Raw genomic sequence first — 26694 nt, 5'->3', positions numbered from 1 at the left:
GCGCACGGCCGAATCGATTGCGGGCTGCGGATCCACGCGGCCGGCAGTAACCAACCCTCACCAACGCGCGCACGCCGCTTCTCGAGCACAGAGGTCGGTTGGCCGACAGAGAGACCGACCGGCCCGACCCCCTGCGACCAGTCTCGATATCCCCGGCGGTTTGGACTCGGCGCCTGGTAGGACTTTGTTAGGTGGGTTGGGATGTGTTGTGGTTGACCGGTGTCGGGTGTGGAGATGGACGTGGTGCGTCCGGTGATCGAGGAGTTCGCGGCGGAGATGTTCGCTGGTTTCGCGCGTCGGGATCAGCGGGCCAAGGGGCAGTTGTAGCTACGGGGCTGTGTCCAGTCGCCCTGCTGCCGACGCCCTCATCCGCGTGGTCGACGCGCAAGGCAGGGTTGCTGGTCGTCGGCTTCGCCCGAACCCAATGTCGAAGTCGGCGACATTTCGACTCAGTGGGTGTTATTTCTTGACGGACAGCACCGCCAATTGCCGAGTGTCCGGATGCAGCCGGTGCGAATGCAGATCGAGATCAGCGTGGAAATGGATTACTTCCTTGTCGAGCACGGTCAGACCGGCCGCACCGAGCCAATCGAGCGCTGCGGCCTCCTCGGTCCACGAGATGTGGTGGCCCGGTATGGGGTCGGCCACCTCAATGGGCAGCGAGAAGAGGAAATAGGTGCCCGACCAAGCGCTGTCGACATATCGGTGCAGTGTCTCGGTCGGCTGCAGAGCGTGTTCGATCGAATCCTGGAACAGGTACGCCGGGTAACCGGCGGGCAGTTCATCGCGGTTCATGTCGTGCTCGATCAGCTTGATCGTACTACTCCAGTCCGGGCGCCAGTGCTCAAGCACCAACTCCGCGAACTCCAAACTTGTCGACTCGAATTCGCACAGCGCCATCTCGACCCGCCGGGTGGACAGATAGTGCCGGACGTAGCGCTGTGGCGTGCCGAAACCGATGTCGCACACCGCCTCCGGCGCGATGGTCTCCAGATATCCGAGCACGATCTCCTGCCGTCGATCATGCCAATTGCCGGCGAGCTGATTGTGGAGATGCATCGCCATACGCAACGAAGTGGAAGAGTACGACTCGTTCGAGTAGTTCATGATGGAGAGGTCGTAGAACATCCATGCATCGATGATCTCCTGCGGTGGGATGGATAGTCTGCGCTGCAGATACTCCAGCTCGGCACGACAGGCCGGTACCGCGAGCAGCGAATCGATCAACTTCGCCACCTGTTCTCTATATTCCATACTGCTATTGCTCTCGTTCGATCGGAGTCGACGCGGCGAAAACCGATCGCCCCGACCAGTCTTTTTCGGCACGCCTGGCCCGCACGGCTCCACCGCACTCAGCCGCCCTGCGCCTTGAGACGGCTTGTGATCGCCCTCACGATCGCCAGGTTCCCATGATGTGTCAACTACATAATTCCCAGGTGTGAAAAATCCGTGATCCAGCGCGTGCGGGCAGGTTGCCGGATAGATTACCGACACCGTCAATGCGATTCGACGACCACGAAAGCGCCTAGTAGGACTTTGTTAGGTGTGTAATCGTGTTGGGGTGGGGATGGGTTGGTGGCGGGTGTGGCAGTGGCCGGTCCAGGATCGGCCTTCGAAGTGGTCCAGGCCGAGTCCGTCTTTGAGTTCGCGGTAGTCGTGTTCGATGCGCCAGCGATCTTGGCCAGCCGCACCAGGTCCCGTAGCGGAATCGTGGGTGGGAGGGTGGCCAGCCGGTAGTCGGTGGGTTCGGGCGCACCGGTCGGCCATTCGGCCGGCAGCCAGCATTCGGGCAGGCTGCCGTCGGGTGCTCGGGTGATGTTGCGGTTGGCCGGACGCACTCGCAGCGCGAGGAACCGGGATCGCATCACCGCCCCGGGATTGGATGCGGTCTTGCGGCTGCCGCGGCGCTAGGTCACGAACCGTCCGCCCGAGCGGCCGGTGGTGGTGATCTTTGTCTTGGCGGTGACGGGTTTGTCGGGGTTCCTTCGGGAAACCGGTGTCATCGACCACGAGGGCGTCCGGATCGATCAACCGCGCCGCCTACCCGGCCAACCGGGCCCTCACCTCGGTGTGGTCCCAGGTCGAGGTGGTCACGAACTGCTGGAGCTGGTGGGTGGATTGCACAGAACGGACACCCACTCGCACAAGTGGGTGGCTCAGCTCGAGGGCTCGGACAGCAGTACGGTCGCCGTCGCTTCGGCGACCGTGCGAGTGAGATCCGGCAACCCGGCGCGGTCGCCGTCCAGGATCAGCAGCCAGGCGAAGACAGGGCCGAGCAGAAGTGCGTGCACGGTCGTGAGATCGGGCTGTGCCGCCAATTCGCCGCGGGCGACCGCGCGGCCGAGCACCTCGGTCACCGCCTGGCGTTCGCGTTCGAGAAAGGTCTCGGCGAAGCGGGCGCTGAGTGCGGGGTCGGCGTAGATGTCGGCGAGCAGGCCCGCGAGCACGTCGTTCGGCGCCCGGCCGAGGTGTGCGGCGATGGTCTCGGTCAGCGCGGCCAGGTCCGAGCGGAGGGTTCCGGTATCAGGAGGTGCCTGTTCCCGCATGTCGTGCACCGTGGCGGCGAAGATCATCTCTTGCTTCGTGGCGTAGCGGCGGTAGATCGCGGCCTTGCCGATCCCCGCTTTCATCGCCACGGCGTCGACGGTGAGTCCGGCGTAGCCGCGCTCGGCCAGTAGGTCGCGTGTGGCGCGCACGATGGCGAGATCGACGTCACTGTCGCGCGGACGCCCGACGCCTTGTTTCGGTTTCGGCACGCGCCTACTATACGGAACTGTCAGTATCGGAACTGTTGGTTCCGTAATCGAAGGGTGGATTTCATGATCAAGTGGGCCGGTCGCCTCCTCGTGTTCCTCGGAGTCGGGCACACGCTCGGCAGCTTGCTGCTGGTGGCTCCCGATCACGCGGACTCATGGTTCAGCGCGAAGCTGTGGCGGCCCGAGGAAGGAATCAGCGAGATGAGCCCCGTGATGGCGTCGTTCTGGCTGACCACCGGCAGCTTCGGCGTGCCGTTGATCGTGGTCGGGCTGATCGTGCTGTGGCTGGATCGGCGGGGCATGGTGCCGCCGCCCTTCGTCGCGTGGACGCTCGGCATCTGGGCCGTGGTCGCCGCCGTCATCCTGGAACCGGCTCCCTGGGTGCTCGCCTGGATCGCGGTGGGGCTGCTGGCGTTGGGCGCTCGGCGTGCGCCTGCGCCGGAGTTCAGCGGTACGGGTGCACGGTGACGGCACCGGGGTCGCTCGTCATCGTTGAGACGGGACTGGCTCACCTGTGGTCGGCGTATCCGCGGGCTCGCGGGGCAGCACCACTGTGAAGATCGACCCGCGTCCCGGTTCGCTGTCCACCGATGCCCGGCCGTCGTGGGCGGTGACCAGGGTCTGGACGATGGACAGGCCGAGTCCGGCCCCGCCGCTGGCGCGGGTGCGCGAGGCGTCGGCGCGGTAGAAGCGTTCGAACACGCGGGCGGTGTCCGAGGGTGACAGGCCGGGACCGGCGTCGATCACCTCGACTGAGATCGGTGTTCGGATCAGTCGTGGACGACGCGCCGTGACCTGGTGAGCAATGCGCCGTCGACGCGGACGAGCACGTCGTGCACGACGCAGCTCGGCGCGATCTCCGGCTTGCTGTTCGGGCGGATCTTGACCACCAGGCAGTAGGCGGTGGACACGATGGCCCCGTCCTGGCGTGGTTGCAGGTTGATCATGTTGAACCAATGCCTGCGCTGCATCGGGTCGGATTCGAAGCGCTTGTGGAACTCGACCAGGTCGGTGATGATGCCCGCCCTGGTGCGGGCGGGAGGGATGCCCGGCGTGTGCTCGAATTCCGCGTCTTCGGTGAAGGTCGCGGCGTAGCCGGGGATGTCGCGGTTGTCCAGCCGCTGCATCTGCTCGGCGTAGAACTGCTGGACCTCGGCGTACAACTCGGTGCGGCTTGCGACGGTGGTCATGGTTGCTCCTGTCGTTGCGGCGGGCCTGGGCCGCACGCCAGGGTGGTCCACGCCGCTAGAGCCTCGGTCGAGTCGCGGTCGGCGTCCTGCGGTTGACCGGATCTATAGGACGCGGGTCGACCCTGGTGGTCGAACAGCCCGGAGAGTTCGGAAAAGTCGACCGATGGAGGAGTCATGGCGGAAAATCGGCGCGTCGCGCTGGTCACCGGAGCGACCAGCGGCATGGGCCTGGAGATCACCAAAAACCTGGCGGCCCAGGGCATCGCGGTGTTCCTCTGCGCTCGCGACCAGCAGCGGGTGACGGACACGGTGAAGAGCCTGCAAGACGAGGGGCACGAGGTGGACGGCACCGTCTGCGACGTCGCCGACGCCGCGCAGGTCCGCGAGTACGTCGATGCGGGTGTGCGGCGCTACGGGCCGATCGACATCCTGGTCAACAACGCCGGCCGCAGCGGCGGCGGCGTCACCGCGCAGGTGCCCGACGAACTGTGGTTCGACGTGATCAACACCAACCTCAACAGCGTGTTCCTGATGACGAAGGCGGTGCTCAACGCGGGCGGCATGCTCGAGCGCGGCAGCGGCCGGATCGTCAACATCGCCTCCACCGGCGGCAAGCAGGGCGTGGTGCACGGCGCTCCGTACTCCGCGTCCAAGCACGGAGTGGTCGGTTTCACCAAGGCGCTCGGCCTCGAGCTGGCCAAGACGGGGATCACCGTGAACGCGGTGTGTCCCGGATTCGTGGAGACGCCGATGGCCGAGCGAGTACGGGAGGTGTATTCCGGGCTGTGGGGTGTGGACACCGACGAGGTGCACGCCAGGGTCAGCGCGCGGGTGCCGATCGGCCGCTATGTGCAACCGTTCGAGGTGGCGGCGATGGTCGACTACCTGATCGGTCCCGGCGCGGGCGCCGTCACCGCGCAGGCGTTGAACGTCTGTGGCGGCCTGGGCAACTACTGAGCGCGAGGAGTGACGGCAATGACCGCAGTAGAAGAAAACGCCGCCGCCGCCGGGCATGAGGACTACCTCCGGGTGCTGGAGGCGATCCAGACCGGCGCGTTGCAGCTGCTGGCGGGTTTCCCGCAGCAGCCGAGCGCACTGCGCTTCCAGGTGGGGGAGGTGACCGTCGAGGCCGAGTGGCAGGCGTCCGCTGCCCCGGCGGCCGCCCCGATCGCGGCGGCGGCGGTGCAAGCCGTCGCCGCCTCGGAGACTCCGGCGCTGGGTGCGGTCGTGCGCGCACCGAGCGTCGGCGTGTTCTACCGGTGCCCCGAACCTGGCGCCGACCCGTTCGTGGAAGTCGGCGACCGGGTGAGCGCCGGGCAGCAGATCGCCATCGTGGAGGCGATGAAGTTGATGATCCCGGTGACGGCCCAGGCCGGCGGCGTGATCACCGGGATACTCAAGGAAGACAACGAGCCGGTCCAATTCGACGAGCCGTTGTTCTCCTATTCGCCGGAGTGACAGGGTGTTCAGGCGGGCGGGTGGCTGCGACGCCAGGTGAGTATCCGGCGTTGTTCCCGCCCGCCGACCTGTGCGGCACCGATCAGCGTCAGCACGTCCGCGTTCAGCGACATCTGCCGCACCTGCTCGGTCTGCGCCCACGCCGGGTTGGAGCACACGCTGATCGCGTGCACCACCTCTGTGCCGGATCGCCGCCAGGTGCCCGCGTAGCCCATGAACGGCGTGGCTCCCGCGGCTGCGTCCGTGCGCATCATGCTCACCGACATGTAACCGTGCGCGCCGTAGATCAGCAGGCCGCGCGGCGCGGCGCCGAGCGGCCCCTCGCTGGTGACGCCGTGATCGTCGATGTCGTAGTAGGACAGCAGTTCCCAGGTGCCCACAAGATCGGTCGCGTTCATGGCACCGACGATGACGGCTGCCGCTCTAATCACGCTGTAGCCGGTCGGCCGGCGAAGCGGTGACTGATCCGCACCAGCTGCCAGACGATCTCCAGCTCCTCCTGATCGCGCGGCCCGTAGACCATCACCAGCGTCTCGGGCAGGTACCCCTGCCGAGCCATCGGATGCGGCTCCGCCCAACCCTGCCGGACCGCCTGCGCCACTACATCTTTCGGCAGCGACATGTGCAGGCTGCCGTCGCCGTGCCCGTGCAGATGGGCGAATTCGGTGCCCGCGAGGTAGGCCTCGTCGGGGCCCTGGGCGATCGTCGGCCGCAGGTGCACCGCGCGGGTATCGGGCAGGGACACTCCGCTGCGGCCGAGCAGGACGCCGTCGAGCGTGGTCATCCGCGACCAGAGTCGCTCTTGCAGTTCCGGTGGGGCGATCTGGTCGAGTTGCTGGTGCGGATTGTGCGCCCGGGTGCGCGGCCGCTCGCCGGAGCGGCGCGGCAGATCCAGGCGCTCGTCCACTGTTGTCGTCATGGCTGTGTCCCTTCGGATTTCGCGTGCTCGCGACACCTGGATACACAGTACTTTCCAAAGTATAGTAGTAACCAAGGGGAAAGTGACTTACCGGAGGGACGTATGACAACCGCGTCGGAAACGCCCGTCGACCCCTGTCCGATCACGCCGGTCATCGACCTGGTGTTCGGCCGCTGGTCCACCCAGGTGCTGTGGGTCCTCACCCACGACGGCAGGCTGCGCTTCACCGAACTGCAACACCGGATCCCCGGCCTGACCCCCAAGGTCCTCACCCAGCGCCTGCGGCAGCTCGAACGCGACGGCCTGGTCGCGCGCACCTACCATCCCGAGGTCCCACCGCGCGTCGAGTACGAGGCGACCCCGCTGGCGAAGACGCTGACCCCGGTGTTCGGCAGCATCGTGGCCTGGTCCTCCGAACACCTCGGCGAGGTCCTCGCGGCACGCGCCGCCTATGACGCGGGTGCGACCGCGGGCTGATCCCGGACCAGCGCGGGCGAACACGAGGCTGAGGCAGGCGCCGCGTCCGCGGACGTGAGGGGACGCCGAGCGCAGGTGCGCTCGGCGTCCCTCGTGAGCCGCGCCCCTCGCGCGGCAACCGACGAGCTACGGTGCTGCCGCTGGGCGAGCGGAAAGCGCGAGCAGGCACTGCGCCAATTCGCGCGGCATCGTGATCATGCAGTCGTGCCCGGTGGGGAGCACGTGCAGGCGCTCGGCGGGCAGATCGGCGGGCGGCAGGGTCCGCGGCATGGCCGCGCGCATCGCTTTGAAGTCCTCGCCGCCTTCGCCGCAGTGCACGTGCGTTACCGGAATAGCCGCCAGCGCTCGCGGATTCGTCAACCTCATCGGTTGCTGGAAGGTCTTCAGCGATTGTGGTGTCTGCATGGACGCCAGCCAGCTGAGGTCGGGTTCCTCCGTGACGCCGTACAGTCCGCCGTCGCCGCTCGGTTCGGTTTGCGGCGGCACCCGCCAGCCGTCGCCGGTGGCGGCCGCCGCGGCGGCGAAGGCGTCGACCATGCCCGGCATGATGTCGGCCACCGCTTCGCCGTCGCGGGGCACGAAGGTATCGAGGTAGACCAGTTCGGCGATGCGGTCGGGCACGGCGTCGGCCACGGCGGTGACGACGATGCCCGCGTAGCTGTGACCCACCAGGACGATGTCGGTGAGGTCCTCGGCGGTGATCAGGTCGATCAGGTCCTGGACGTGGGTGTCGAGGCCGACGTCCGCGGTGAGCAGGTGGGCGCGGTCGCCGAGACCGACCAGCGAGGGGGTCAGGACGCGGTGGCCCGCGTCTTCCAGCAGCGGGATCACCCGCTGCCAGACCCATCCGCCGTGGAAGGCGCCGTGGATGAGCAGGTAGGTCGACACGATCAGTTCTCCCTGAGTTTCGTCAGTGCCGTGATGTTCTCGGTCGAGTCGGGCGCCAGCGGCACCGGCTCGGGACGGATGCCGAGGCCGATCACCCGGGCGATCAGCCGGGGCAGGCGCGGGAAACGGCGGAGCAGCCGGACCAGCAGCGGTCTGTCGGTCCCGGGTCGCCCGGCGCTGGGGTAGAGGTCGGCCAGCAGGTGCAGTTGCGCGAATTGCACCACGCGCATGGGGAATTCGCGGCGGCGCTGGATGGTGCGCAGCTGCGCCGTGGTCGGGATCGCGCCTGCGGTGAGGATCGGCGCCAGGAGCCGGGCGGTCGCGATGGCATCCTGCACCGCCAGATTGATCCCGACCCCGCCCGCCGGGGACATCGCGTGCGCCGCGTCCCCGATCGCCACCAGCCCCGGCCGGTACCAGCGGCGCAGCCGGTCCACTCGGACATCGAGCGGCTTCACGTCGTCCCAGTCCAGGATCTCCGCCTCCAGATGCGGTGCGAGCGCGGGATAGATGGCGGCCAGATCCGCGCGGAAGCGGGCCGGCCCCGCCTCCCGGATCGTCGCGAAGCCCCCCTTCGGGATCATGTACGCGACCTGGAGATAGTCTCCGCGGTCGATACAGACGATGAAGAATCCGTGCCCGCTGCGCACGGTGGGCAGCCGTTCGCCTTCCGGCTTGCCTACCCGGAACCAGAGCACGTCCATCGGCGCCGCGCTGGCGGCGACCTCGAGCAGCCCCGATCGGCGCACGATCGAATGCCGTCCGTCGGCGGCGATCACCAGGTCGGCGCTGATCTCCAGCGGGCCATCGGCCGTCTCGGCGCGTGCGCCGACCACCGTGCCGTCGCGCTGGACCAGCTCGGTGACCTCCGCTCGCTGCACCAGCCGGAAGCCGGGGTAGCGGCGGCCCGCCTCGGCGAGGAAGTTGAGCACGTCCCACTGCGGCATGAACGCCACGAACGGAAAGGGCCCGGGCAGAGCGCTGAAGTCGGCGAACACCACCGGGCCGGTCGCGGTCGCCATCGGCAGCTGGGGCAATTCCACGTGCGGCAGCGCGAGGAACTCCTCGGCCAGGCCGAGTTCGTTCATGGCGAGCAGCGTCGAGGTGTGCACGGTGTCGCCCCGGAAATCCCGCAGGAAGTCCGGATGCTTCTCCAGCACGAGCACTTCCAAGCCGGATCGTGCCAGCAGCAGGCCCGTCATCAGTCCGGCCGGGCCGCCGCCGATCACGCATACCTGTACCGATTCGGTTCTCACGCCAGGCATACCGGCACCTGCCCGCCGTTGTAGACCACCATCTCCTCGAAGATCGCCGGCACGTCCAGCGCCTCGCCGAGCAGGCCGCCGGTGAGTTCCGCGTCCGCGCGATAGAGGTTGCCGACCAACCGTTCCTGATCCAGCAAGTCGGCGAACTCGCCGTGGTCGGCCTCCAGCGCGATCGCCAGCGGTGTCAGTCCGAGCGCGCGTCCCTCCGCGGCGAGGTCCTGCACCCAGCGCAGATACCGCAGCGTCTGATCGAAGATCTCCGGCCCGGTGACCGGGCCGTGCCCGGCGACGACCGTCTCGGCGCCCAGCGCGGCCAGCCGCCGGACCGTGGTGATCGAACCGCTGATCGATCCCACCAGGCAGAACGGCGCCGCGCCCGCCATCACCAGGTCACCGGCGAACAGCACGCGCTCCTCGGGCAGCCACGCCACCACGTCGTTGGTGGTGTGCGCGGCCGTCCCGAAGTGGAGGAGCTCCACACGGCGCAGGCCCTGGTGCAGCGTCAGGTGGTAGCTGAACGTGATGCTCGGCGGAGTGACCCGCACGTCGCCCCACTCGACCTGCGGCCACAGCTCGGTCAGCGCCAGCCCGGTCTCGATCATCTCGGGCCGGATCCGGTCGTGGCCGACGACGACGGCCGTCGGCCCGAACAGGTGGTTGCCGAAGTTGTGGTCGCCGTGGTGATGGGTGTTCACGATGGTGCGGGCCGGGCCGGTACCGAGCCCGTCGACGAACTCGACGAGGGCGCGGCCGCGTCCCTCGGTCGCCAGCGTGTCGATCACCACCGCGCCGTCCGGCCCGGTGAGCACACCGGCGTTGCTGACACACCAGCCGCCGCGGGTGTGGGTGTAGGCGTAGACACCGTCGGCGATCTCGTGCACGTGCGGTGTCACGGCGGCCTCGGCGGCGGTCATGTCGGCGGCTGTCATGTCGGCGGCGGTCATGTCGGGGACTTCGTCGTCGCGGCGTAGCGCTGTGCGCACCGCAGCGTGTTGCGGCTGTTGCTCGACAGCGCCTCGGTCAGGTAGGCGCGGGCGTCGGCCAGATCGGTGTCCGAGCCGAGTACCTCGCGCGCGGCCACGGGGTCGATCGCGACTGTGTGCCGCGCGGTCACCACCGCGCCGTCCGGCCCGTCGGCGAACTCCCACGTGCCGCTGTGGCCGAACAGTATCGTGGGCGGCACCAGCTGCTTGTAGTCGATCCGCTCACCGGGGAAACACACCCGGATCGACTCGGTGGTGTGCGCGATCCCGCCCGCGGTCACCGTGTCCATCGCCATCAGCTGCACGCCCTCGGAGTCCTCGGTGAGGTCGACGCGGCCCACGTGCGGCACATGCTCGGGCCAGCGTTCGCTGTGGTAGACGAAGTCGTAGACCTCGGAGGCCGAGCAGTCCAGCGTCACCGTGTCGGCGAAGGTGTGGATCACCTCTTCGACGGGGTGGCCGAGCTCGGCGATGCGGGCCAGCGCCGCCAGTTCGACCTCGCTGTTGCGGTCCACCGACGCGGCGACCCGCTCCGGATCGGCGCCTTCCACCACCGTGAAGTGGTGGTCCAGCGTCACTTTCGTCGTGCCGGGACCGATCTCGCGGAACGACCAGCCGCCGCCCATCGACGCGATCGGCGCCTGGCTGCGCTCCTGCTCGAAGACGATGCGGCGCTGTCCGGCGTCCAGTACCCGCCGCGACGTCCAGTTCTTCACCACCCCGCCGACGGTCGCCCACAGGCGGAAGCGCTCCTCGTCCGGCCCGCGGTGCAGGTGGCGCACCAGCACGCTCGGCTCGAAGATCACCGGCCACCTGGTCACGTCGGCGATCAGGTCGTAGACGACCTCGGGCGCGGCTTGCACCACCTTGGTGTGGCTCATCACGCTCATGCCGCGCCCCGCAATTCGGTGTTGACGATGTCGACCAGCTCTTGCGGCGTCTTGACCTCGATGAGCTGTTCTTCCGGGATGGTCACGCCGAAGTCGCGCTGGATGCGCGCCGCGGTCTCGATGAGCGCGAGCGAGTCGTAGCCCAGTTCCTCGAACTCCACGGCGGCGATGTCGCCGGCGAGTTCGGCGAGGTCCTCGCCGCCCGCGCAGTCCACGAGAATCCGGCGCAATTCGGTGATGGTCATGGTCATGATCGGCTCCTGGGGAAGTGGTACTCAATCGGATACGGCGCGCACGACGACCGCGGAGTTGAACCCCCAGCGCCCACGAGCCAGGACGAGCGCGCCGCCGACGGTGGCGGTGCGCGCGGCGCCGAGGACCAGGTCGATCCGGTAGTCCTCGGCGAGGGTGGTGGTGCCCGCGGTCGGCGGGATCACCGAGTCGCGCATCGCCAGCAGCGCGGTCACGATGTCGAGCGGACCCGCGCCGGAGAACAGGCGTCCGGTCAGCGGTTTCGACGCGGTGACCGGAACGCCGCCCGGCCCGAACACCGCCTCGATGGCGGCGGCCTCGTCGCGGTCGCGGTCGGGGATGCCGGAGGCGTCGGCGAACACCACATCGATGTCATCGGGCGTCATCCCCGCGTCGGCCAGCGCGAGTTCGGCGGCGCGGCGCAGGCCCGACGGGCGACCCGAATCGGGCGGTGGATCGAATGTCGAGGCATACCCGGCGATTTCGCCGTGCACCTTGGGCACGCCACGGGCCCGCGCGGCGGCGGCGTCCTCGACGACCAGCATCGCGCCGCCCTCACCGGGCACGTATCCGGCCGCGGCGGCGTCGAACGGCAGATAGGCGCGCTCGGGGTCGGTCGCGGCGCTCACCGCGCCGCTGGACAGATGCGCCGCCCAGCCCCACGGGTCCAGCGCCGAGTCGACGCCGCCGGTGACCACCAGCGGCGTTCCGCGCCGCACGGTGCGCCGCGCGTGGCCGACCGCGTCCAGCCCGCCGGCCTGCTCGGCGACCAAAGCGCTGCTCGGCCCGCGCATTCCGTGCCGGATGGAGATCTGGCCGGTGTTGACCGCGTAGAACCACGCGAAGGACTCGTACACGCTGACGTGCTCGGAGCCCAGCGACCACAGCTTCTTGAACTCCCGGTGGGTGAATTCGAAACCACCGGAGGCGTTTCCGGTCACCACGCCCATCTCGTAGTCGGTCATCGTGGTGGTGTCGACCTTCGCGTCGTCCAGCGCCCACTGCGCGGCGACCAGCGCCATCCGGGTCGAGATGTCCGTCTGCGGCAGCAGCCGGCTCGGCAGGTGCTCACCGGCGTCGAAATCGGCCAACTGGCCGGCCAGACGCGCCGCCGAGCGACTGGTGTCGAACCGGGTGAGCGGCGCGATTCCGCCGCGCCCGGCCAGCACGGCATCCCAGAAACGCTCCACGCCCATACCGTTCGGCGCGAGCACTCCCATTCCGGTCACCAGGATCATGCCGCCACCGCCTCCGCCTTGCGCAGCACCATCGCGCTCTGGAAGCCGCCGAACCCGCTGCCCACGGTGAGCACGGTGTCCATCCGCTGCTCGCGGGCGACCAGCGGCACGTAGTCCAGATCGCATTCGGGGTCGGGTTCGTGCAGGTTCGCCGTCGGCGGCACCACCTGGTGCTCCAGCGCCAGCAGCGAGGCGGCGATCTCGACCGAGCCGATCGCGCCGAGCGAGTGCCCGACCATCGACTTGATCGAGCTCATCGGCGTGGCGTAGGCGTGCGTGCCGAGACTGCGCTTCACCGCGGCGGTTTCGTGCCGGTCGTTCTGCCTGGTGCCGGAGCCGTGGGCGTTGATGTAGTCCACGGCGGTCGGGTCGATCCTGGATTCGTCGAGCGCGACCCGGATGGCCTCGGCCATCTCGCGGCCGTCCGCCTTGAGTCCGGTCATGTGGTAGGCGTTGCACCGGGTGGCGTACCCGGTGATCTCGGCGTAGATGTGCGCACCCCGCTTGCGTGCGCTCTCGTACTCCTCGAGCACGAACATCGCGGCGCCCTCGGCGAGGACGAACCCGTTGCGGGAGTTGTCGAACGGCCGCGAGGCCACCTCCGCCTCGTCGTTACGTGGTGTGGTCGCCTTGATCGCGTCGAAGCAGGCCACGACGATCGGTGTGATCGGTGTGTCCGACGCGCCGGACACCATGACGTCGGCCGAGCCCTCCCGAATCAGCTGCACCGCGTGCCCGACCGAGTCCAGCCCCGAGGTACACCCGTTGGAGACCATCGCCACGGGCCCCTCCGCACCCACGCTCCAGGCCACTTCGGCGGGCATCACGCTGGGGATCATGTAGTCGAACATGTGCGGGGAGAGGTAGCTCTCGTCGACCAGCCAGTTCTTGCCGGAGTCCGACAGCACCAGGTATTCGCGCTCGAGACTGGTGGCCGCGGCGACCGCGCTACCGAGGCTCACGCCGAGCCGGTGCGGATCGACCGCCGCGAGGTCGAGCCCGCTGTCGGCCACCGCCTCCCGCGCGCAGACCACGGCGAACTGCACCGCCCGGTCCATTCGCCGAATCTCCCTGGGCGACAAACCTTCCCGCGCCGGGTCGAAGTCGGCCTCGCCGGCCACCTGGGACCGGTACGGGGAGGCGTCGAAGAACGAGATACGGCGCGTCGCGGTACGGCCTTCCGACAGCAGCTTCCAGAACTCGTCCTTGCCCGACCCGCCGGGCGCGCGGACCCCGAGCCCGGTGACGACGACGCGGCGGCTCATCGCGCACCACCGGATGCGTTCAGATTCATGGCGATTCTCCCTTCGATGGTGCGATCGAGCATCGAGGACGGCCCTCGAACATCGCTCGAGCGAACGAGTCGAGTTGTTCTCGAGCGGCGGGGCGCAGGCTGTCGCTGTGATCGCCCGGCCGGCGCCGCCCGGACCGACCACCCGTTCCCGAGCACAGGAGACACGCGTGATGAAGTCAGCACACGACCAGGAGGTCGCGGACTGGGTGCTCTGCCCTGCATGCCTGATCCCGCTGTACGGCAAGCGGTTCGCCCGCGACCTCGGCGTCTGCGGCGAATGCGGCAGGCACACTCCGATCACCGCGCGGCAGCGCATCGGACAGCTCGCCGACGAGGGGCGTTTCGAGCCGCTGCCGGTCGCCGTCACCGACGACGACCCGCTGACCTTCACCGACACGAAGTCCTACCCGGACCGGCTGGCCGCCGCCCGCGCCCGCACGGGCCTGCACGACGCGGTGCTGTGCGCGCAGGCCGCGATCGAGGGCAGGCCGGTGGTGATCGCCGCCATGGACTTCCGCTTCCTGGGCGGCAGCCTCGGCACCGCGGTCGGCGAGATGATCACCGCCGCCGCGGAGACGGCGCTGGCGCGGCGTATTCCGTTGATCATCGTCACCGCATCGGGTGGCGCCCGGATGCAGGAAGGCCCGCTGTCGCTGATGCAGATGGCCAAGACCAGCGCGGCGCTGGAGCAGCTGGACCGGGCGGGCGTGCTCACCGTCACCGTGATCACCGACCCCACCTACGGCGGTGTAGCGGCCTCCTTCGCCACTCTCTCCGACGTGCTGATCGCCGAGCCGGGCGCGCGCCTGGGCTTCGCCGGGCGCCGGGTGATCGAGCAGACCATCCGGCAGGAATTGCCCCCGAGGTTCCAGACGGCCGAATTCTTGCTGGAACGCGGGCTCATCGACATGATCGTGCCGCGGGCGGGTCTGCGCCAGGCGCTCGGCGCGCTGGTGCGAACCGCGGCCCAGGTCGACCCGGCGGAGACGTTCGTCCCCGCCGACGCCGGAGCGATCACCGATCCGGCCCGCATTCCCACGACCGATCCCTGGACGCAGGTGCGCCGGGCGCGGGCCCCGCAGCGGCCGACCGCACTCGACTACTTCGCCCTGGCCTTCGAGGAGTTCCGCGAGTTGCGCGGCGACCGGATCTCCGGCGACTGCGCCGCCGTGGTGGGCGGAACGGCATGGCTTGCCGGGCGGCCGGTGATGCTGATCGGCCACCAGAAGGGACACGACCCGAAGGAGCTGATGGAGCGCAACTTCGGCATGCCGACCCCCGCCGGTTATCGCAAGGCGGCGCGGTTGATGCGGCTGGCCGAGAAGCTCGGCCTGCCCGTCATCACCTTGATCGACACACCCGGCGCATACCCGGGCGCGACCGCCGAAGAGCAGGGGCAGGCGATCGTCATCGCGGAGAACATCCGGTTGATGTCCGCGCTGCGGGTGCCGGTGATCAGTGTGGTGATCGGTGAGGGCGGCAGCGGCGGAGCTCTGGCGCTCGGCGTCGCCAACCGCGTGCTGATGTTCGCCAACGGCACGTATTCGGTGATCAGCCCGGAAGGCTGCGCGGCGATCGTATGGAACGATCCGGCGGCCGCGCCCACGGCCGCGGCCGCGCTGGCGCTCACCGCGCGGGACCTGCTGGGTCTCGGCGTGGTCGACGCGGTGCTGCCCGAGCCGGGTGACGACGTGGGGTCGGCTCCCGTGGCCGCGGCCGAACAGCTGCGCCGCGCCCTCGCCGCGACCCTCGGCGAACTCGCCGGACGCAGCGGGACGGAGCTGGCCGACGAGCGCCGTGCCCGCTTCCGGCGCTTCGGCGCGCGGCAGCAGGTCCTGGTCCGGTCGGTCGCGTGAGGGTGTGGCCATGTTCGAGAAGATCCTGATCGCCAACCGCGGCGAGATCGCGCTGCGCGTCGCGCGCACCTGCCGTGAACTCGGCGTGCGCACCGTGGCGGTGCACTCGGTCGCCGACGCCGATTCGGCGGTGGTGCGTTTCGCCGACGAAGCGGTGCAGATCGGCCCCTCCGCGGCCAAACGCAGTTATCTGAACGCCGCGGGGATCCTGGCCGCCGCCGAGCTCACCGGCGCCGAGGCGATCCATCCCGGATACGGATTCCTCTCGGAGTCACCGGATTTCGCCGACGCCTGCCGGGCGGCGGGCGTCACGCTGATCGGGCCGCCCGCCGAGGTGATGGCTCAGCTCGGCGACAAGCAGTCGGCGCGCACCCTGATGGCGAAAGCGGGCCTGCCGTTACTGCCGGGCAGCCTCGACCCGCTCGAGCTCGACGAGGCCCACGCACTCGCGGATTCGATCGGCTTCCCGGTGATCATCAAGGCGGCCGCGGGCGGCGGGGGACGCGGCATGCAGGTGGTGCACGAGAGCGCGGCGTTCCCGCGCGCCTATCAAGAGACCAGGGCGACGGCGCGAATGCTGTTCGGCGACAGCCGCGTGTACCTGGAGAAGTACCTCGCCGCGGCCAGGCACGTGGAGATCCAGGTGCTGTGCGACGGTCACGGCAACGGCGTGCATCTGGGTGAACGCGACTGCTCGGTACAGCGCAGGCATCAGAAATTGATCGAGGAATCACCGGCTCCGCTGCTGCCGGAAGGGCTTGCCGAGACAATGGGCAGGTCTGCCGTCGGCGGTGTGGTCGAAGCGGGCTATGTCGGAGCGGGAACCGTGGAATTCCTGGTCGACCGGGACGGAAATTACTATTTCATGGAGGTGAACTGCCGAATTCAGGTGGAACATCCGGTCACCGAGATGGTGACCGGCATCGATTTGATCGCCGAACAGATCCGGGTCGCGGCGGGGCACCCGCTCGGCTTCGCGCAGGATGACATCGTCCTGCGCGGTGCGGCGATCGAATGCCGGATCAATGCCGAAGACCCTGCCGCCGAATTCGCGCCCGCTCCGGGGGTCCTGGCGGAATTCACGCCACCCGGAGGGCCTTTCGTACGCGTCGACACGCATGCGCACGCCGGTTATTCGATACCTCCGCACTACGATTCGCTGCTGGCCAAACTGGTGGTGTGGGCGCCGGACCGCGACCGGGCGCTCGCCCGGATGCGGCGAGCGCTGGAGGATTTCCGGATCTCCGGCGCCCGCGTCGCCACCACTCGGGATTTCCTGCGCGAGGTGCTCGACCACCCTGCCATGCGCGCCGCGACGCATACCACCGGGTTGGTGGACGAGATCCTCGGGCGGGAGTGAGCGCGACCGGACTTCGCCCGGCGCGACGCGCGTCGCGCCGGACGGACGCCGCGGCGGCGTCAGGCGGGCTCGGCGGCGGCGCGCAACTCGGGGGAGGACCACCCGATCAGATAACCGGCGTGCCGGCTGTTGAGCATCGCGCTCACCGAGACGTCGGATGCGGCCAGGATGTCCTGGTGCAGCTTCTGCAGCTTCTGGCAGGGGTCCAGCCCCAGTTCGTCCTGCATGCACCTGCTGAACTGCTGATAGGAGGCCAGAGCGCGGGCACGCTGCCCAGAGCGGGACAAGGCGAACATGTAGTACGCCTGCAGCCGCTCGTGCAACGGATGTTGCATGGTCAGCCGCGCGAGGTCAGGACATACCTCGCGGTGCCTGCCGAGGCGCAATTCCGCCTCCACGCGCAGTTCGACGTTGGTCAGCCGCAGGTGGTCCAGATGCGAGATCTCCGCGGCGAGCGGATGGCCGCCCTCCACGTCGACCAGCGCCGGCCCGCTCCACAGCGCTTCGGCCGCGCTGAACAGATCCACCGCGCGCTGGTCGTCTCCGGTCTTGGCCGCGCACCGGGCCGCCGCGGACATGGACTGGTAGTCGCGCAGATCGAACACGCAATCCTTGACGTCGAAGGAGTAGCCCTTGCTGCGGGTGCGCAGAAAGCGTTCGGCCACCTCGGCCTGCCCCATCCTGAGCTGCTCGGCCATCTTCTTGCGAATTCCGAGAATATATGTCTGCACGACGGTCACCGCGCTGCGCGGGGGATCGTCGTTCCATAGTTCTTCGATCAGTGTCGTCACCGGAACGACCGTGTCGTGCCGGACCAAGAGTAATGCGAGCAACTGCCGCTGCTTCTGTGCAGTCGGCGTCGCGTTGTGGTTGTTGAGAGCAAGCGTCAATGGGCCTAGAACGCGAGCGCATACCGAATACTTCACTGGGAGCTCTCCTACGGGCGACTATCCCCCCGACCGACGTGAGATTCTCGATTCCCACCGCTCTGTAGGCACCGTCCACAGTAGCTAGAAAACGGTATCGACGCCGTGAATCCTGAGTAATATCAGAGTTAACAGTACGCGGTAGACTTTCGAATTCGGTTTCAGCGCAAGGATATTCGCCCGTTATTTGCGCGGTGATCGGGTGCGGCGAATTCGTAGGATGTTGTCTTTTCGGGTGCCCGGCTGTCCCTCGGGGCCCGCGTGCTCGCGTTCGGCGAGCTCGTCGACTTCGACCTGCCATTCGGCCGGGTCCGGCGCGAGGCCGGCGAGCACCTCGGCGGTGGTCGGAAAGTGCACGTGGGCGGGCGGTTCCGTGACCCAGGAGGGCCATTCCGCGTGCCCGACGATCAGCAGCAGACCCCCGGGCGCCACCGCCTCGGCGGCGCGGCGCAGGATCCGCATCCGCTCACCGTCCTCGGCGGGCGGTGAGTGCAGATACTGCGCGGTGACGAGATCGAACCGTCCGGGCGGGAAGGTGTGGGCGAGATCGTGCCGCTGCCAATCGATTTCGCTGGTAAGTCCCTGTCGTGCCGCCTGCGCCCTGGCGCGGCCGAGCGCGGTCTCCGACACGTCCACCGCGGTGACCCGCCAGCCGCGCTCGGCCAGCCAGATCGCGTCGGCGCCTTCGGCGCAGCCCAGATCCAGTGCCGTACCGGGGGTGACCCCTTCGATCTCCCGTACCAGCAGGAAGTTCGGCTGTCCCGACCAGACCCGCTCGCGTTCGCCGTAGAAGGTCTCCCAGTACTCGACCGTCGTCGGTGTCGTCCGGTCGGCGTGGTGGTGTATCGCACTCATGCGTTCCACGATCCGACGAATCGACCGATTCGGCAAATATCGTTGCCGGTTCGGCAACCTGCACGGCGACCGCTCGTGCCGCCGCGGGGTGGACGGCGCGGTCGCGCCCGCCCGCGCGCGGGTCAGCAGTCGTCGAGCGGGTCGCGCAGGATCATGCCCTCGGCGGCACGCAGGCGCGTGGTCATGGTCGTCAGAAGATCGACGGAATCCTCGGACAGGCCGATGACCGTGTGTAGCAGCCTGCGCAGCCGCGGGCTGGTGATCCGTTCGGCCACGCTGCTGTCGTGGTCGGTGGGTTCGGCGTCGAGCTGTCGGTCGAGATCCACGGGAAAATACTCACAATCGGTCATCGGGCCCCCAGGAACCATTGTGGATGCGCCGGACCGTGCCAGGAACGATGCGTCGGCACGGGCGGGGTCGTTCTGGGCGCAGCGTACATCGCGCACAGTTGGTCGCTGGACCGGGTCGGAATGGATGCATGTGGTCTCCCTGCCGCAGTCGGGTCGGCTCGTCCGTGCCGTGGCCGTGCCCGCCTCGGTGCAGAGACCGGAACCATTGTTCCACTGCCCCTGCGGAATTCGGCAATCCGCTACTGTCGGTGCAGGTCGCGGACGTGCGGCGTCGCGTGCGGATGGTCAAGTCGGGGTACGATCACCCGGTCGTCGGTTCCCAATTTTGGGAAATCGACCCCTGTGCGGCACGCCCGCCCCGAAATCGGGAGTTCACGCCGCGCGCCCGTGACACGATGAGTGGCGGCCGAAGCAGGTACCGAACCGATGAAGGACCCGCCATGGGGAATCTCGACGACAGGGTAGCGGTGATCACCGGTGGCGCCCGCGGACAAGGCCGCGCGCACGCCGTGGCGCTGGCGAAGGCGGGGGCGGACATCGTGGTGTGCGATATCGCCGCACCGTTGCCCGGCCTTCCCTACGCTCTGAGCACCCTCGACGACTTGGCCGAGACCGCCGCGCTGGTCGAGCGGACCGGCCGCCGCTGCATCGCCGTGCAGGCCGACGTGCGCAGCCTGGAACAGATGCGGACGGTCGCCGAGCGCGCGCTCGAGGAATTCGACCGCATCGACATCCTGATCGCCAACGCGGGTATCGCATCCGACTCACCCGTCGCCGAGATGGACGAGCAGTTGTGGCAGGACATGATCGACACCAACCTGACCGGAGTGTTCCACAGCTTCCGCGCGATCGTCCCGCACATGATCGAGCGCCGCTGGGGTCGGGTCGTGGCCACCTCGTCCATCGTGGCGAAGATGGGCGTGCGCAACGCGGCGCACTACGCGGCGAGCAAGTGGGGCGTGCTCGGCCTGGTGAAGTCACTGTCGCTGGAGGTGGCGCAGTACGGCATCACGGTGAACGCCCTGCTGCCCTCCGGCGTGGACACCGACATGATCCAGAACCCCGCGACCTGGCGGCTCATGGTGCCGGACAAGGAGAATCCCACCAAGGAGGACTGGATGGCGATCATCGAATCCGGCCCGCCCAACGGCGATTTGATCCAGCCCGCCGAGGTGGCCGAAGCGGTGCTGTTGCTGGTCTCCGAGCACGGCCGCCACTTCAACGGGGAGGCTGTCACCATTTCCTGCGGCGGCAGCGCGAATACCTCCTAGCGGCGCTCCCGTCCGCTGGAAAGGTCTGGCCGCGAACGCAGTTCGCGTCGTCGCGCTGCTGTACAGACCGAGCGCACCCATGCTTCACTGGAGGCACAAGGTCTGTGCACTGCCAGCTTCCGGCCAGGAGTCAGCGCATGTTCCGCGATACCGAACGGACCGGCCCGCTTCGGTTTTCGGTGTGCCGACCACGCCCTGACGTCACCATGCTGATGGTGGCGGGCGAGATCGATGTCGCCACCGCACCCCGGCTTCGCGCGCAGCTGGCGAGCGGCCCGGCCCGCCGTGCGGCCGTCCTCGTGCTCGACCTCTCGCCGGTCACGTTCCTCGCGGCGGCCGGGCTGAGCGTCTTGGTCGAGGCGCAGGCCGAGGTGACGCGGACGCGCCGCCGGATGGCGCTGATCACCCGGGTGCGGCCGGTGGACCGAGTCATCGAGGTCACCGGACTGGCCGACCGGTTCCATCGGGTGCGGTCGCTGGAGGCCGCCCTCGCACCCGGCTACGACGAAACCGCTTGACGGGCGCCGGCCGATCGAAGTCCGCCGCCGCCCGTCCGCCGCTCAGCGGCGACGCTCGACCGCCTCACGGGCGGCGTGCGCTGTCTTCGCTCCCCGCCGGCGGGCCAGTCGCGCGGTAAGCGCGCCCCGCTCCTTGGCGACCTCGGCGATCTCGGGTCCGCGGTGCTTTGCGCGCTCGGCCAGCTCAGCGCTGCGTTCCTTGGCGATCTCCGCCAGTTCCGCCCCGCGCTGCTTGGCCACCTCCGCGAGATGAGCACTCCGATCCTTGGCGACCTCCGCCCAGTCGGCGCCGCGCTCCTTGGCCACCTCCGCCCAGTCGGCGCCGCGCTCTTTGGCGATCTCGGCCCATTCGGAGCCCCGCTCCTTGGCGACTTCCGCCAGATCTGTGCCGCGCTCTTTGGCGATCTCGGCCCATTCCGAGCCGTGCACCTTCGCGGTCTCGGCCAGGTCGCTGCCGTGTTCCTTGGCCGCCTCCGCCCAATCCGGCCCACGACGCTGGGCCGTTTCGGCCAGTTCCGTGCCTTTGCTCGCGGCGACCGATCCGAGCGCACGCGCCCGTTCCGCGGCCTCGTGCGCGTAGTTGCGCAGCGCAGCGCCGGTCGCGCCCTCCGAGGTCGCGCCGAACGGCAGTGCGGCGGTGACCGCGGCGGCGGCGTCGCGCGCGGCCCGGCGGCCGCGCCAGCCCAGCGACGGCTTGCCCTCGGTGTCGGCCGCGGCGATCATCAGTCCGCCGAGCAGGCCGAGGTCCTTGAGGAACGCGGTGCGCTTCGCCGACTTGCGCGCCGGATCCTGCTCGTTCCAAAAGTCCTGCTCGGTGACGGCCGAGGGCACCACGGTCGCCGCGAGCACCAAGGCGGCCAAGCGCGGCGCCTTACCCAGCGCCAGCAGAACGCCGCCGCTCACCTGGGCGAGGGCGTTGATCTGGACGACGGTGTGGGGGTTCGATGGCAACTTGGCGGCAACCTCGTCGGGAAGCTGTCGCTGTCCCCGCTGCAGCAGTTCGCTCGCGGCCTTGGCCCGCTCGTCCGGGCGCCGCAGCGTATCGACCCCATCTACGACGAACGCGGTGGCCAGTAGCGGCCGGGCGAGTCGGCGCAACAACATGACAAAACCCCTTCCCTTGATGTAGTCACAAATCGGATTCCCGCGCGCTCGATGACCAAACAAGCCGGTCCGCCGCCGTGTGAAGGCCGCCTCATCCGGTAACGGCTGCCGGAAGGAGATCGATCCAGGAGTAACGGCGCCGCGGCTGCGTCCGGCCTGCGGTCCCGCTCTCCCCGCCGAAAGGTATCTGCTGTGAATATTTCTACGGCGACAACGGCTTTCGAAGCCATCGTCGCCGCGCTACCCGCCGCACCGAGGTGCACGTTCCGCTTCGATTCCGTGCCCTGCCGGCACCGCGCGGAATGGTTCATCCGTAAACGGTCCTGTTGCCACCCGGCGGGGGTGGACTTCCTCTGCGAGACATGCCATACCCGCATTCAGTGGATGCTCGATATGGGCATGACGTTCGAATGCGCCGGATGCGGAGTGCGCTCCGCCAGTTTCCCGGAACTCTGCCCTACCGCCGCTGCGCTCTGACGCCGCTCAGCGGCCGTCGGGCCGCTCCCGCGCGGGCACGGCGGTCGCGGCGAGAAAGCCGGTGATGATCGAACTCACCTGGTCCGGGGCCTCCACCATCGGAAGATGACCGCAGTCCGGTAGTTCCACCGCGGTGTGCGGGCGCAGCTTGCGGTTGAGCCGCCCGCCCGCCCTCGCCGACAGGACGCGGTTGCGCCGCCCCCAGATCGTGCAGATCGGCGGGAAGCCGGCGGGCGGGTCGAACCCGTCGAGCGCGCGGTAGGACGGGAAGTCCTGCACCAAGTCGTGGAGGGCTTGCAGCCTGCCCCGGTCGGTCCAATGCGCCCGCACGCGTGGCTCGTGCTGGCTTCCCCTGCCGCGACCGCGCGGGCCGAGCTGATTGCCGACGATCAGCGAGACCACCGGGCCCGGCAGGCTGATGCGGCGGGCCAGCGGCGCCAGCGGCAGCCGCGCGTCGAGCCAGGCCAGGCCCGCCGACTGTCCCGAGCTGACGGTGTCCCAGGTGAGCGGATTGATCAACACGAGCGCGCGCACCCGGTCCGGACGGTCCATGGCGTAGCGCAGAGAGGTCGCGCTGCCGAGGCAGTTGCCGACCAGCACCACGTCGGTGCGGTCGTGGGCGTCGAGGAACGCGGTGAGCATGTCGACGTAGTCGGTGAGCCGGTAGCCCGTGGCGGGCTGGTCGGACCGGCCGTATCCGGGGAGATCGAGCGCGAAGATCTCGTGCTCGTCGCGCAGCGCCGCGACCTGGTCGTCCCAGATACGGCGTTGCGCGCCCGCGTTGTGCAGGAACACCACCGGCGACCCGGCGCCTGCGCGGTCGAAGACGACGGACCGGCCCCGATGCTGGAAAACGTCCACGTCGACTCCCTACGGACGGCCGGCGAACGAGCCGCCGTGTCCTTGGGATTCTACGTGGCCGACCGGGCCGATCAGCGCGATCGGATCACCGTGCGGAGGTCGACGCGCGCAGGAACCGGCCGGTGCGGCTGGTGCCGAGTACCGCGGCCGGAGCGCCGTCACCGAAGACCGGCACGCCGCCGACGAACACCGCGGTGACCGTGTCGTCGTTGCGGTTGACCATCCGCGACAGGTTGTCGAACGGGGCGATCGGCGATTCGTGGTAGTCGTCGAGCGAATCGTCCAGGCGCGCCGGATCGAGGACGACCACATCGGCTCGGTCGCCCACCCTCAGGTGCCCGGCGTCCAGGCGGTACCAGTCCGCGAGTTCGCCGGTGAGCCGGTGCACCGCCTGTTCCTCGGACAGGAACGGGCGACCCGCTCGCGCGGCGTCGCGCACCCGGCGCAGGAAGCGGAGCCCGAAGTTGTAGAACGCCATGTTGCGCAGATGCGCCCCCGCGTCGGAGAAGCCCAGCTGCACGCCGGGGTCGGCGGCGAGCCGATCGAGCACTTCGGGTCGATGGTTGGAGATCGTCGTACGCCAACGGACCTTGCCGCCGTGCTCCACCACGAGGTCCAGGAACGCGTCCACCGGATGTGTGCCACCGCGTTCCGCGCCCACCTGGCCGAAGGTCTTGCCGATCACCGTGGAGTCGGGGCATTCGACGATCCGCGCATCGAAGAAGTCGCGGTGCCACACCCTCGGGCCGAATCTCTTGTCGTAATCCGCGCGGAATCGGCGACGATAGGCCTCGTCGCGCAGTAGTTCCCGCCGTTGGTCCACCTGGTCGGCCAGGTGCAACGCTTCGGCGCCGGAACCGAATTCCTCGAACACCACCAGGTCGATGCCGTCGGCGTAGACCTCGAAGGGCACCGGCAGGTGCTGCCAGCGGAAGTCGGCCCCGAGCGCGTTCAGCACCCGAGCGATCAGCGGGAACAGGTGCACGACGCCGGGAATCGCCTTGATGTCGGCAGCCGAGAGCAGACTGACCTTCAGCGGCTTTCGGAACAGGCCGAGACTGGCGGCGGCCATCGTGATCAGGCTGTGCGGCCGTGACACGTCGGGCCCGCCTTGCAGCGCCCGGCCGCGCCGTCGCAGTACGGCGTTGAGCCTGCGCCGTTCCCGGCTGGTCGAGTAGGTGGAGGGCAGGGTGCGCGATCGGCACACCTCGCCGTCGAGTTTGTCGAACATCAACTGCTGGGAGGACATCCCGACGAAACCCGCGTCCAGCGCCTCGGTCAGCTTCGCCTCCATTCCGGCCAGTTCGGCGGCATCGGGCCGCACGTCCTCGCGGGTCGCGCGATCCAGCCCCATCTCGGCCGCCCGGATATCCGAATGCCCGATGAACGCGGCGACGTTCGGGCCCAACGGCAGTTCTTCCAGCGCGGCCGCGTACTCGTGCGCCGAGCGCCAGGTCTTGTGCGCGTCGACCGCCGCGACGACGTGCTTGCGCGGGATCGCCTCGACCCGCGCGAACAGGTCGCCCGCGTCGGAGGCGCCGACGTGGACGGTCGACAACGAACACGAGCCCAGCAGCACCGTGGTGATGCCGTGCCGGACCGACTCGGTCAGCGCCGGATGCTGGAGCACTTCCACGTCGTAGTGGGTGTGGATGTCGATCATGCCGGGGATCACCCACTTGCCGGTGGCGTCCACGACGTTCGGACAGGCCGGGTCGTCGATCGGGTCGGCGGAGACGGCCGCGATCCGCCCGTCCCGGATGCCGAGGTGCCGGACCGCGGAGGGCGCGCCGGTGCCGTCGAACCAGCGGCCGTTGGCGATGACGGTGTCGTACATGGATTCACACCTCGAGATCGGTGCGCACGACCTTGCCGGTCGCGTTGCGCGGGAGTGGGGTCGTGGTGAGCCGCCAGCGGGCAGGCACTTTGTAGTAGGCGAGCCGCTCGGCGGTGAACGCGCGCAGCTCGTCTTCAGTGGTCGGCGTGGCGCTGTCGACCACGACCAAGGCGGCGACCTGCTGCCCGAGGTCGGCGTCGGGCACGCCGAGGACCGCGCATTCGCGCACCGCGGGATGCTCCTCGAGGCACTGCTCGATCTCCGTGGGATAGACGTTCTCCCCGCCGCGCAGGATCAGGTCCGAACGGCGTCCGGACAAGCGCAGCCTGCCGTCTTCCAGCACCCCGATGTCGCCGGTGCGCAGCCAGCGGTCCGCGGTGATGGCCGCGGTGGTCGCCGCCTCGTCCTGCCAGTACCCCAGCATCACATAGGGGCTGCGCACGCAGATCTCGCCTTCGGTGCCCTCGGGTACCGCGTTGCCCGCGCTGTCGCGGATCTCCAGCGTGACCCCGACGACCGGTCGCCCCACGGTGTCCGGGAACGCCGCCAGCTCCGCCGGGCTCGCCAGCGTCGCGGCGGTGCTGCATTCGGTCAGCCCATAGCTGGTCACCAGCGCGTTGCGCGCGACGGGCAGCTGATCGCGCAGCTTCTGTTGCAGTGCGGCCGAGGACGGCGCCGAGTTCAACGAGAACGCGGCCAGCGAGGACAGGTCGTAGCCGGACAGGTCGAGTTCGAGCATCCTGGTGGCCATGGTCGGCATGGCGCCCCAGTTGGTGATCCGCTCGGTCTCGATCAGGCGCAGCACCCGGTCGGCGTCGAACGACCCTTGGTGGATCACCGCCGCGTCGCCGGTGACCAGCCGGGGAACCACGAGGTTGTGCAGACTGGCGATGTGGAACAGCGGTGAGGTGACCAGGAAGCGCCGCCCGCTGGGCAGTTCGCCCGCCCCGGTGAGCGCGGCGGCCAGGGCATCGTTGAAGACGTGGTAGTCGGCGACCGCGACCAGGTTCCGGTGCGAATGCACCGCGCCTTTGGGCCGTCCGCTGGTGCCGCTGGTGTACAGGATCACCGCGGGTTCGTCTTCGTCGATCTCGGTGTAGGGCAGCTCGTCGGTCCGGTATCCGGCGATGAGCGCGGGTACGTCGTGCTCCATGGTGAGCACCGGAATCCGGATGTCGAGTTCCGCTACCAGCGCGGCACGTTTCGCGTCCACGACGAGGACGCCGGGGCTGGTGTGCTCGACGCCGTAGGCGACCTCGCGCGGCGCCCACCACGCGTTGTAGCCCACCGCTATCGCGCCGAGCGCTTGCGCCGCCCAGAACGTGAGCACCCACTCGGGCGTGTTCGCCGCGAGGATGCCGATGCGGTCGCCCTTTCCGACGCCGTATCGATCCCGCAGGGCCGTGGCCAGTGCCGCGACCGCGGCGGCGTGCTCGGTGAAGGACATCCTGCGGTCCGCGGTGACCAGGTAGTCCCGATCGCCGTGCGCGACCGCGTCGGCGAGCACTTCGCGCAGCGAGGACTTGCGGTGGCGCAGGACCGGCATCGGCGCGCCGAGCACGTCCTCGATCACCATCTCGAATCGACCGCCGGGGCCGGTGAGCCGGGCGGCGGCTTGCGCCACGAACGCCTGCGGGTCGAAGGGCTTTGTCATATCGGGTACTTCCTC

The 26694-nt window shown here is 69.0% G+C and carries 28 protein-coding genes and 1 pseudogene; 8 read left to right on the top strand and 21 right to left on the bottom strand.

The genetic code is table 11. From position 1 onward, the window contains the following. Positions 1-459: 459 nt before the first annotated feature. The 3 genes and pseudogenes from M8859_RS04560 to M8859_RS04550 form a co-directional block, all read right to left on the bottom strand. Entirely contained in the window at positions 460-1494 is a 1035-nt protein-coding gene (locus tag M8859_RS04560) for a hypothetical protein (protein ID WP_201295169.1), read from the bottom strand. Between the two features lie 45 nt (positions 1495-1539). Next, a pseudogene (locus tag M8859_RS37500) lies at positions 1540-1985 on the bottom strand (transposase); the annotation flags it as partial. A gap of 171 nt (positions 1986-2156) precedes the next feature. Next, on the bottom strand, positions 2157-2756 hold the full coding sequence (locus M8859_RS04550; RefSeq protein ID WP_249643889.1) for a TetR/AcrR family transcriptional regulator: 600 nt from the start codon (positions 2754-2756) through the stop codon (positions 2157-2159). Positions 2757-2819: 63 nt separating this feature from the next. Between M8859_RS04550 and M8859_RS04545 the strand changes: the two genes are divergently transcribed. After that, a complete protein-coding gene (locus tag M8859_RS04545) occupies positions 2820-3224 on the top strand; it encodes a DUF6463 family protein (RefSeq protein WP_159920871.1) in 405 nt (134 codons plus the stop codon). Between the two features lie 18 nt (positions 3225-3242). Here M8859_RS04545 and M8859_RS04540 read toward each other — a convergent pair whose 3' ends face one another. Both M8859_RS04540 and M8859_RS04535 read right to left on the bottom strand, forming a co-directional pair. Beyond that, the gene (locus M8859_RS04540; protein ID WP_321212363.1) at positions 3243-3515 is read right to left on the bottom strand and encodes a sensor histidine kinase; all 273 of its coding nucleotides are present in this window, start codon (positions 3513-3515) and stop codon (positions 3243-3245) included. An 11-nt stretch (positions 3516-3526) separates the two neighbouring features. Beyond that, positions 3527-3946 (bottom strand): nuclear transport factor 2 family protein, encoded by a 420-nt coding sequence (locus tag M8859_RS04535; RefSeq protein WP_195069435.1) that lies wholly within the window; start codon positions 3944-3946, stop codon positions 3527-3529. 174 nt (positions 3947-4120) lie between these two features. Between M8859_RS04535 and M8859_RS04530 the strand changes: the two genes are divergently transcribed. Both M8859_RS04530 and M8859_RS04525 read left to right on the top strand, forming a co-directional pair. Beyond that, a complete protein-coding gene (locus M8859_RS04530; protein WP_159920875.1) occupies positions 4121-4903 on the top strand; it encodes an SDR family NAD(P)-dependent oxidoreductase in 783 nt (260 codons plus the stop codon). Between the two features lie 18 nt (positions 4904-4921). Beyond that, positions 4922-5404, top strand: a complete 483-nt coding sequence (locus tag M8859_RS04525; protein ID WP_159920877.1) for an acetyl-CoA carboxylase biotin carboxyl carrier protein — start codon at positions 4922-4924, stop codon at positions 5402-5404. A gap of 8 nt (positions 5405-5412) precedes the next feature. Here the strand turns inward: M8859_RS04525 and M8859_RS04520 are convergent, their stop codons facing one another. Continuing rightward, complete coding sequence (locus M8859_RS04520; RefSeq protein WP_159920879.1) at positions 5413-5802, bottom strand: lipocalin-like domain-containing protein; 390 nt, start codon at positions 5800-5802, stop codon at positions 5413-5415. Positions 5803-5831: 29 nt separating this feature from the next. Continuing rightward, a complete protein-coding gene (locus M8859_RS04515; protein ID WP_159920881.1) occupies positions 5832-6323 on the bottom strand; it encodes a luciferase domain-containing protein in 492 nt (163 codons plus the stop codon). A gap of 102 nt (positions 6324-6425) precedes the next feature. On the opposite strand from M8859_RS04515, the gene M8859_RS04510 reads away from it, so the two are divergent. Further along, a complete protein-coding gene (locus tag M8859_RS04510) occupies positions 6426-6800 on the top strand; it encodes a winged helix-turn-helix transcriptional regulator (RefSeq protein WP_159920883.1) in 375 nt (124 codons plus the stop codon). 126 nt (positions 6801-6926) lie between these two features. Here the strand turns inward: M8859_RS04510 and M8859_RS04505 are convergent, their stop codons facing one another. From M8859_RS04505 to M8859_RS04475, 7 genes are read right to left on the bottom strand one after another with little or no spacing between them, the layout of a single operon-like run. Then, positions 6927-7688, bottom strand: a complete 762-nt coding sequence (locus tag M8859_RS04505) for an alpha/beta fold hydrolase (RefSeq protein ID WP_159920885.1) — start codon at positions 7686-7688, stop codon at positions 6927-6929. 2 nt (positions 7689-7690) lie between these two features. After that, positions 7691-8953: an FAD-dependent oxidoreductase gene (locus M8859_RS04500; protein ID WP_195069434.1), complete on the bottom strand. Its 1263-nt coding sequence runs from the start codon at positions 8951-8953 to the stop codon at positions 7691-7693. Beyond that, positions 8941-9936: an MBL fold metallo-hydrolase gene (locus M8859_RS04495; protein WP_249643888.1), complete on the bottom strand. Its 996-nt coding sequence runs from the start codon at positions 9934-9936 to the stop codon at positions 8941-8943. Before M8859_RS04495 ends, M8859_RS04500 begins: the two co-directional genes overlap by 13 nt. Continuing rightward, positions 9894-10826, bottom strand: a complete 933-nt coding sequence (locus M8859_RS04490; protein ID WP_159920889.1) for an aromatase/cyclase — start codon at positions 10824-10826, stop codon at positions 9894-9896. The genes M8859_RS04495 and M8859_RS04490 overlap by 43 nt, the downstream gene beginning before the upstream one ends. Then, complete coding sequence (locus M8859_RS04485) at positions 10823-11077, bottom strand: acyl carrier protein (RefSeq protein WP_201295155.1); 255 nt, start codon at positions 11075-11077, stop codon at positions 10823-10825. The genes M8859_RS04490 and M8859_RS04485 overlap by 4 nt, the downstream gene beginning before the upstream one ends. 24 nt (positions 11078-11101) lie before the next feature. Further along, positions 11102-12316 (bottom strand): ketosynthase chain-length factor, encoded by a 1215-nt coding sequence (locus M8859_RS04480; RefSeq protein WP_159920891.1) that lies wholly within the window; start codon positions 12314-12316, stop codon positions 11102-11104. Further along, the gene (locus M8859_RS04475) at positions 12313-13581 is read right to left on the bottom strand and encodes a beta-ketoacyl-[acyl-carrier-protein] synthase family protein (protein ID WP_159920893.1); all 1269 of its coding nucleotides are present in this window, start codon (positions 13579-13581) and stop codon (positions 12313-12315) included. The genes M8859_RS04480 and M8859_RS04475 overlap by 4 nt, the downstream gene beginning before the upstream one ends. 199 nt (positions 13582-13780) lie before the next feature. Between M8859_RS04475 and accD the strand changes: the two genes are divergently transcribed. Further along, the gene (gene accD, locus M8859_RS04470; protein ID WP_159921311.1) at positions 13781-15466 is read left to right on the top strand and encodes an acetyl-CoA carboxylase, carboxyltransferase subunit beta; all 1686 of its coding nucleotides are present in this window, start codon (positions 13781-13783) and stop codon (positions 15464-15466) included. A gap of 10 nt (positions 15467-15476) precedes the next feature. Then, positions 15477-16826 carry an acetyl-CoA carboxylase biotin carboxylase subunit gene (locus M8859_RS04465; protein ID WP_159920895.1) on the top strand — a complete coding sequence of 450 codons (1350 nt, stop codon included), beginning with the start codon at positions 15477-15479 and terminating at the stop codon, positions 16824-16826. A gap of 59 nt (positions 16827-16885) precedes the next feature. Here M8859_RS04465 and M8859_RS04460 read toward each other — a convergent pair whose 3' ends face one another. The 3 genes from M8859_RS04460 to M8859_RS04450 form a co-directional block, all read right to left on the bottom strand. Beyond that, positions 16886-17752 carry an AfsR/SARP family transcriptional regulator gene (locus M8859_RS04460; protein ID WP_195069432.1) on the bottom strand — a complete coding sequence of 289 codons (867 nt, stop codon included), beginning with the start codon at positions 17750-17752 and terminating at the stop codon, positions 16886-16888. 183 nt (positions 17753-17935) lie between these two features. Further along, positions 17936-18607: a class I SAM-dependent methyltransferase gene (locus M8859_RS04455; RefSeq protein WP_249643887.1), complete on the bottom strand. Its 672-nt coding sequence runs from the start codon at positions 18605-18607 to the stop codon at positions 17936-17938. A gap of 122 nt (positions 18608-18729) precedes the next feature. Then, entirely contained in the window at positions 18730-18933 is a 204-nt protein-coding gene (locus M8859_RS04450) for a hypothetical protein (protein ID WP_159920901.1), read from the bottom strand. A gap of 464 nt (positions 18934-19397) precedes the next feature. Here M8859_RS04450 and M8859_RS04445 point away from each other — a divergent pair, with 464 nt between their 5' ends. Together M8859_RS04445 and M8859_RS04440 are read left to right on the top strand one after the other, a co-directional pair. Continuing rightward, the gene (locus M8859_RS04445) at positions 19398-20228 is read left to right on the top strand and encodes a mycofactocin-coupled SDR family oxidoreductase (RefSeq protein WP_249643886.1); all 831 of its coding nucleotides are present in this window, start codon (positions 19398-19400) and stop codon (positions 20226-20228) included. A gap of 137 nt (positions 20229-20365) precedes the next feature. Continuing rightward, positions 20366-20746 carry an STAS domain-containing protein gene (locus tag M8859_RS04440; protein ID WP_159920905.1) on the top strand — a complete coding sequence of 127 codons (381 nt, stop codon included), beginning with the start codon at positions 20366-20368 and terminating at the stop codon, positions 20744-20746. A gap of 42 nt (positions 20747-20788) precedes the next feature. Here M8859_RS04440 and M8859_RS04435 read toward each other — a convergent pair whose 3' ends face one another. From M8859_RS04435 to casG, 4 genes are all read right to left on the bottom strand, one after another. Next, entirely contained in the window at positions 20789-21850 is a 1062-nt protein-coding gene (locus tag M8859_RS04435) for a DoxX family protein (RefSeq protein WP_159920907.1), read from the bottom strand. 483 nt (positions 21851-22333) lie between these two features. Further along, positions 22334-23188 (bottom strand): alpha/beta fold hydrolase, encoded by an 855-nt coding sequence (locus M8859_RS04430; protein ID WP_159920909.1) that lies wholly within the window; start codon positions 23186-23188, stop codon positions 22334-22336. 85 nt (positions 23189-23273) lie between these two features. Next, positions 23274-25025: an N-acyl-D-amino-acid deacylase family protein gene (locus M8859_RS04425; protein WP_195138910.1), complete on the bottom strand. Its 1752-nt coding sequence runs from the start codon at positions 25023-25025 to the stop codon at positions 23274-23276. 4 nt (positions 25026-25029) lie between these two features. Further along, positions 25030-26679 carry a steroid-24-oyl-CoA synthetase gene (gene casG / locus M8859_RS04420; protein ID WP_159920913.1) on the bottom strand — a complete coding sequence of 550 codons (1650 nt, stop codon included), beginning with the start codon at positions 26677-26679 and terminating at the stop codon, positions 25030-25032. Positions 26680-26694 lie beyond the last annotated feature (15 nt).

Source organism: Nocardia sputi, from assembly GCF_023501985.1.
This window is presented reverse-complemented; position numbering and strand designations above follow the sequence as displayed.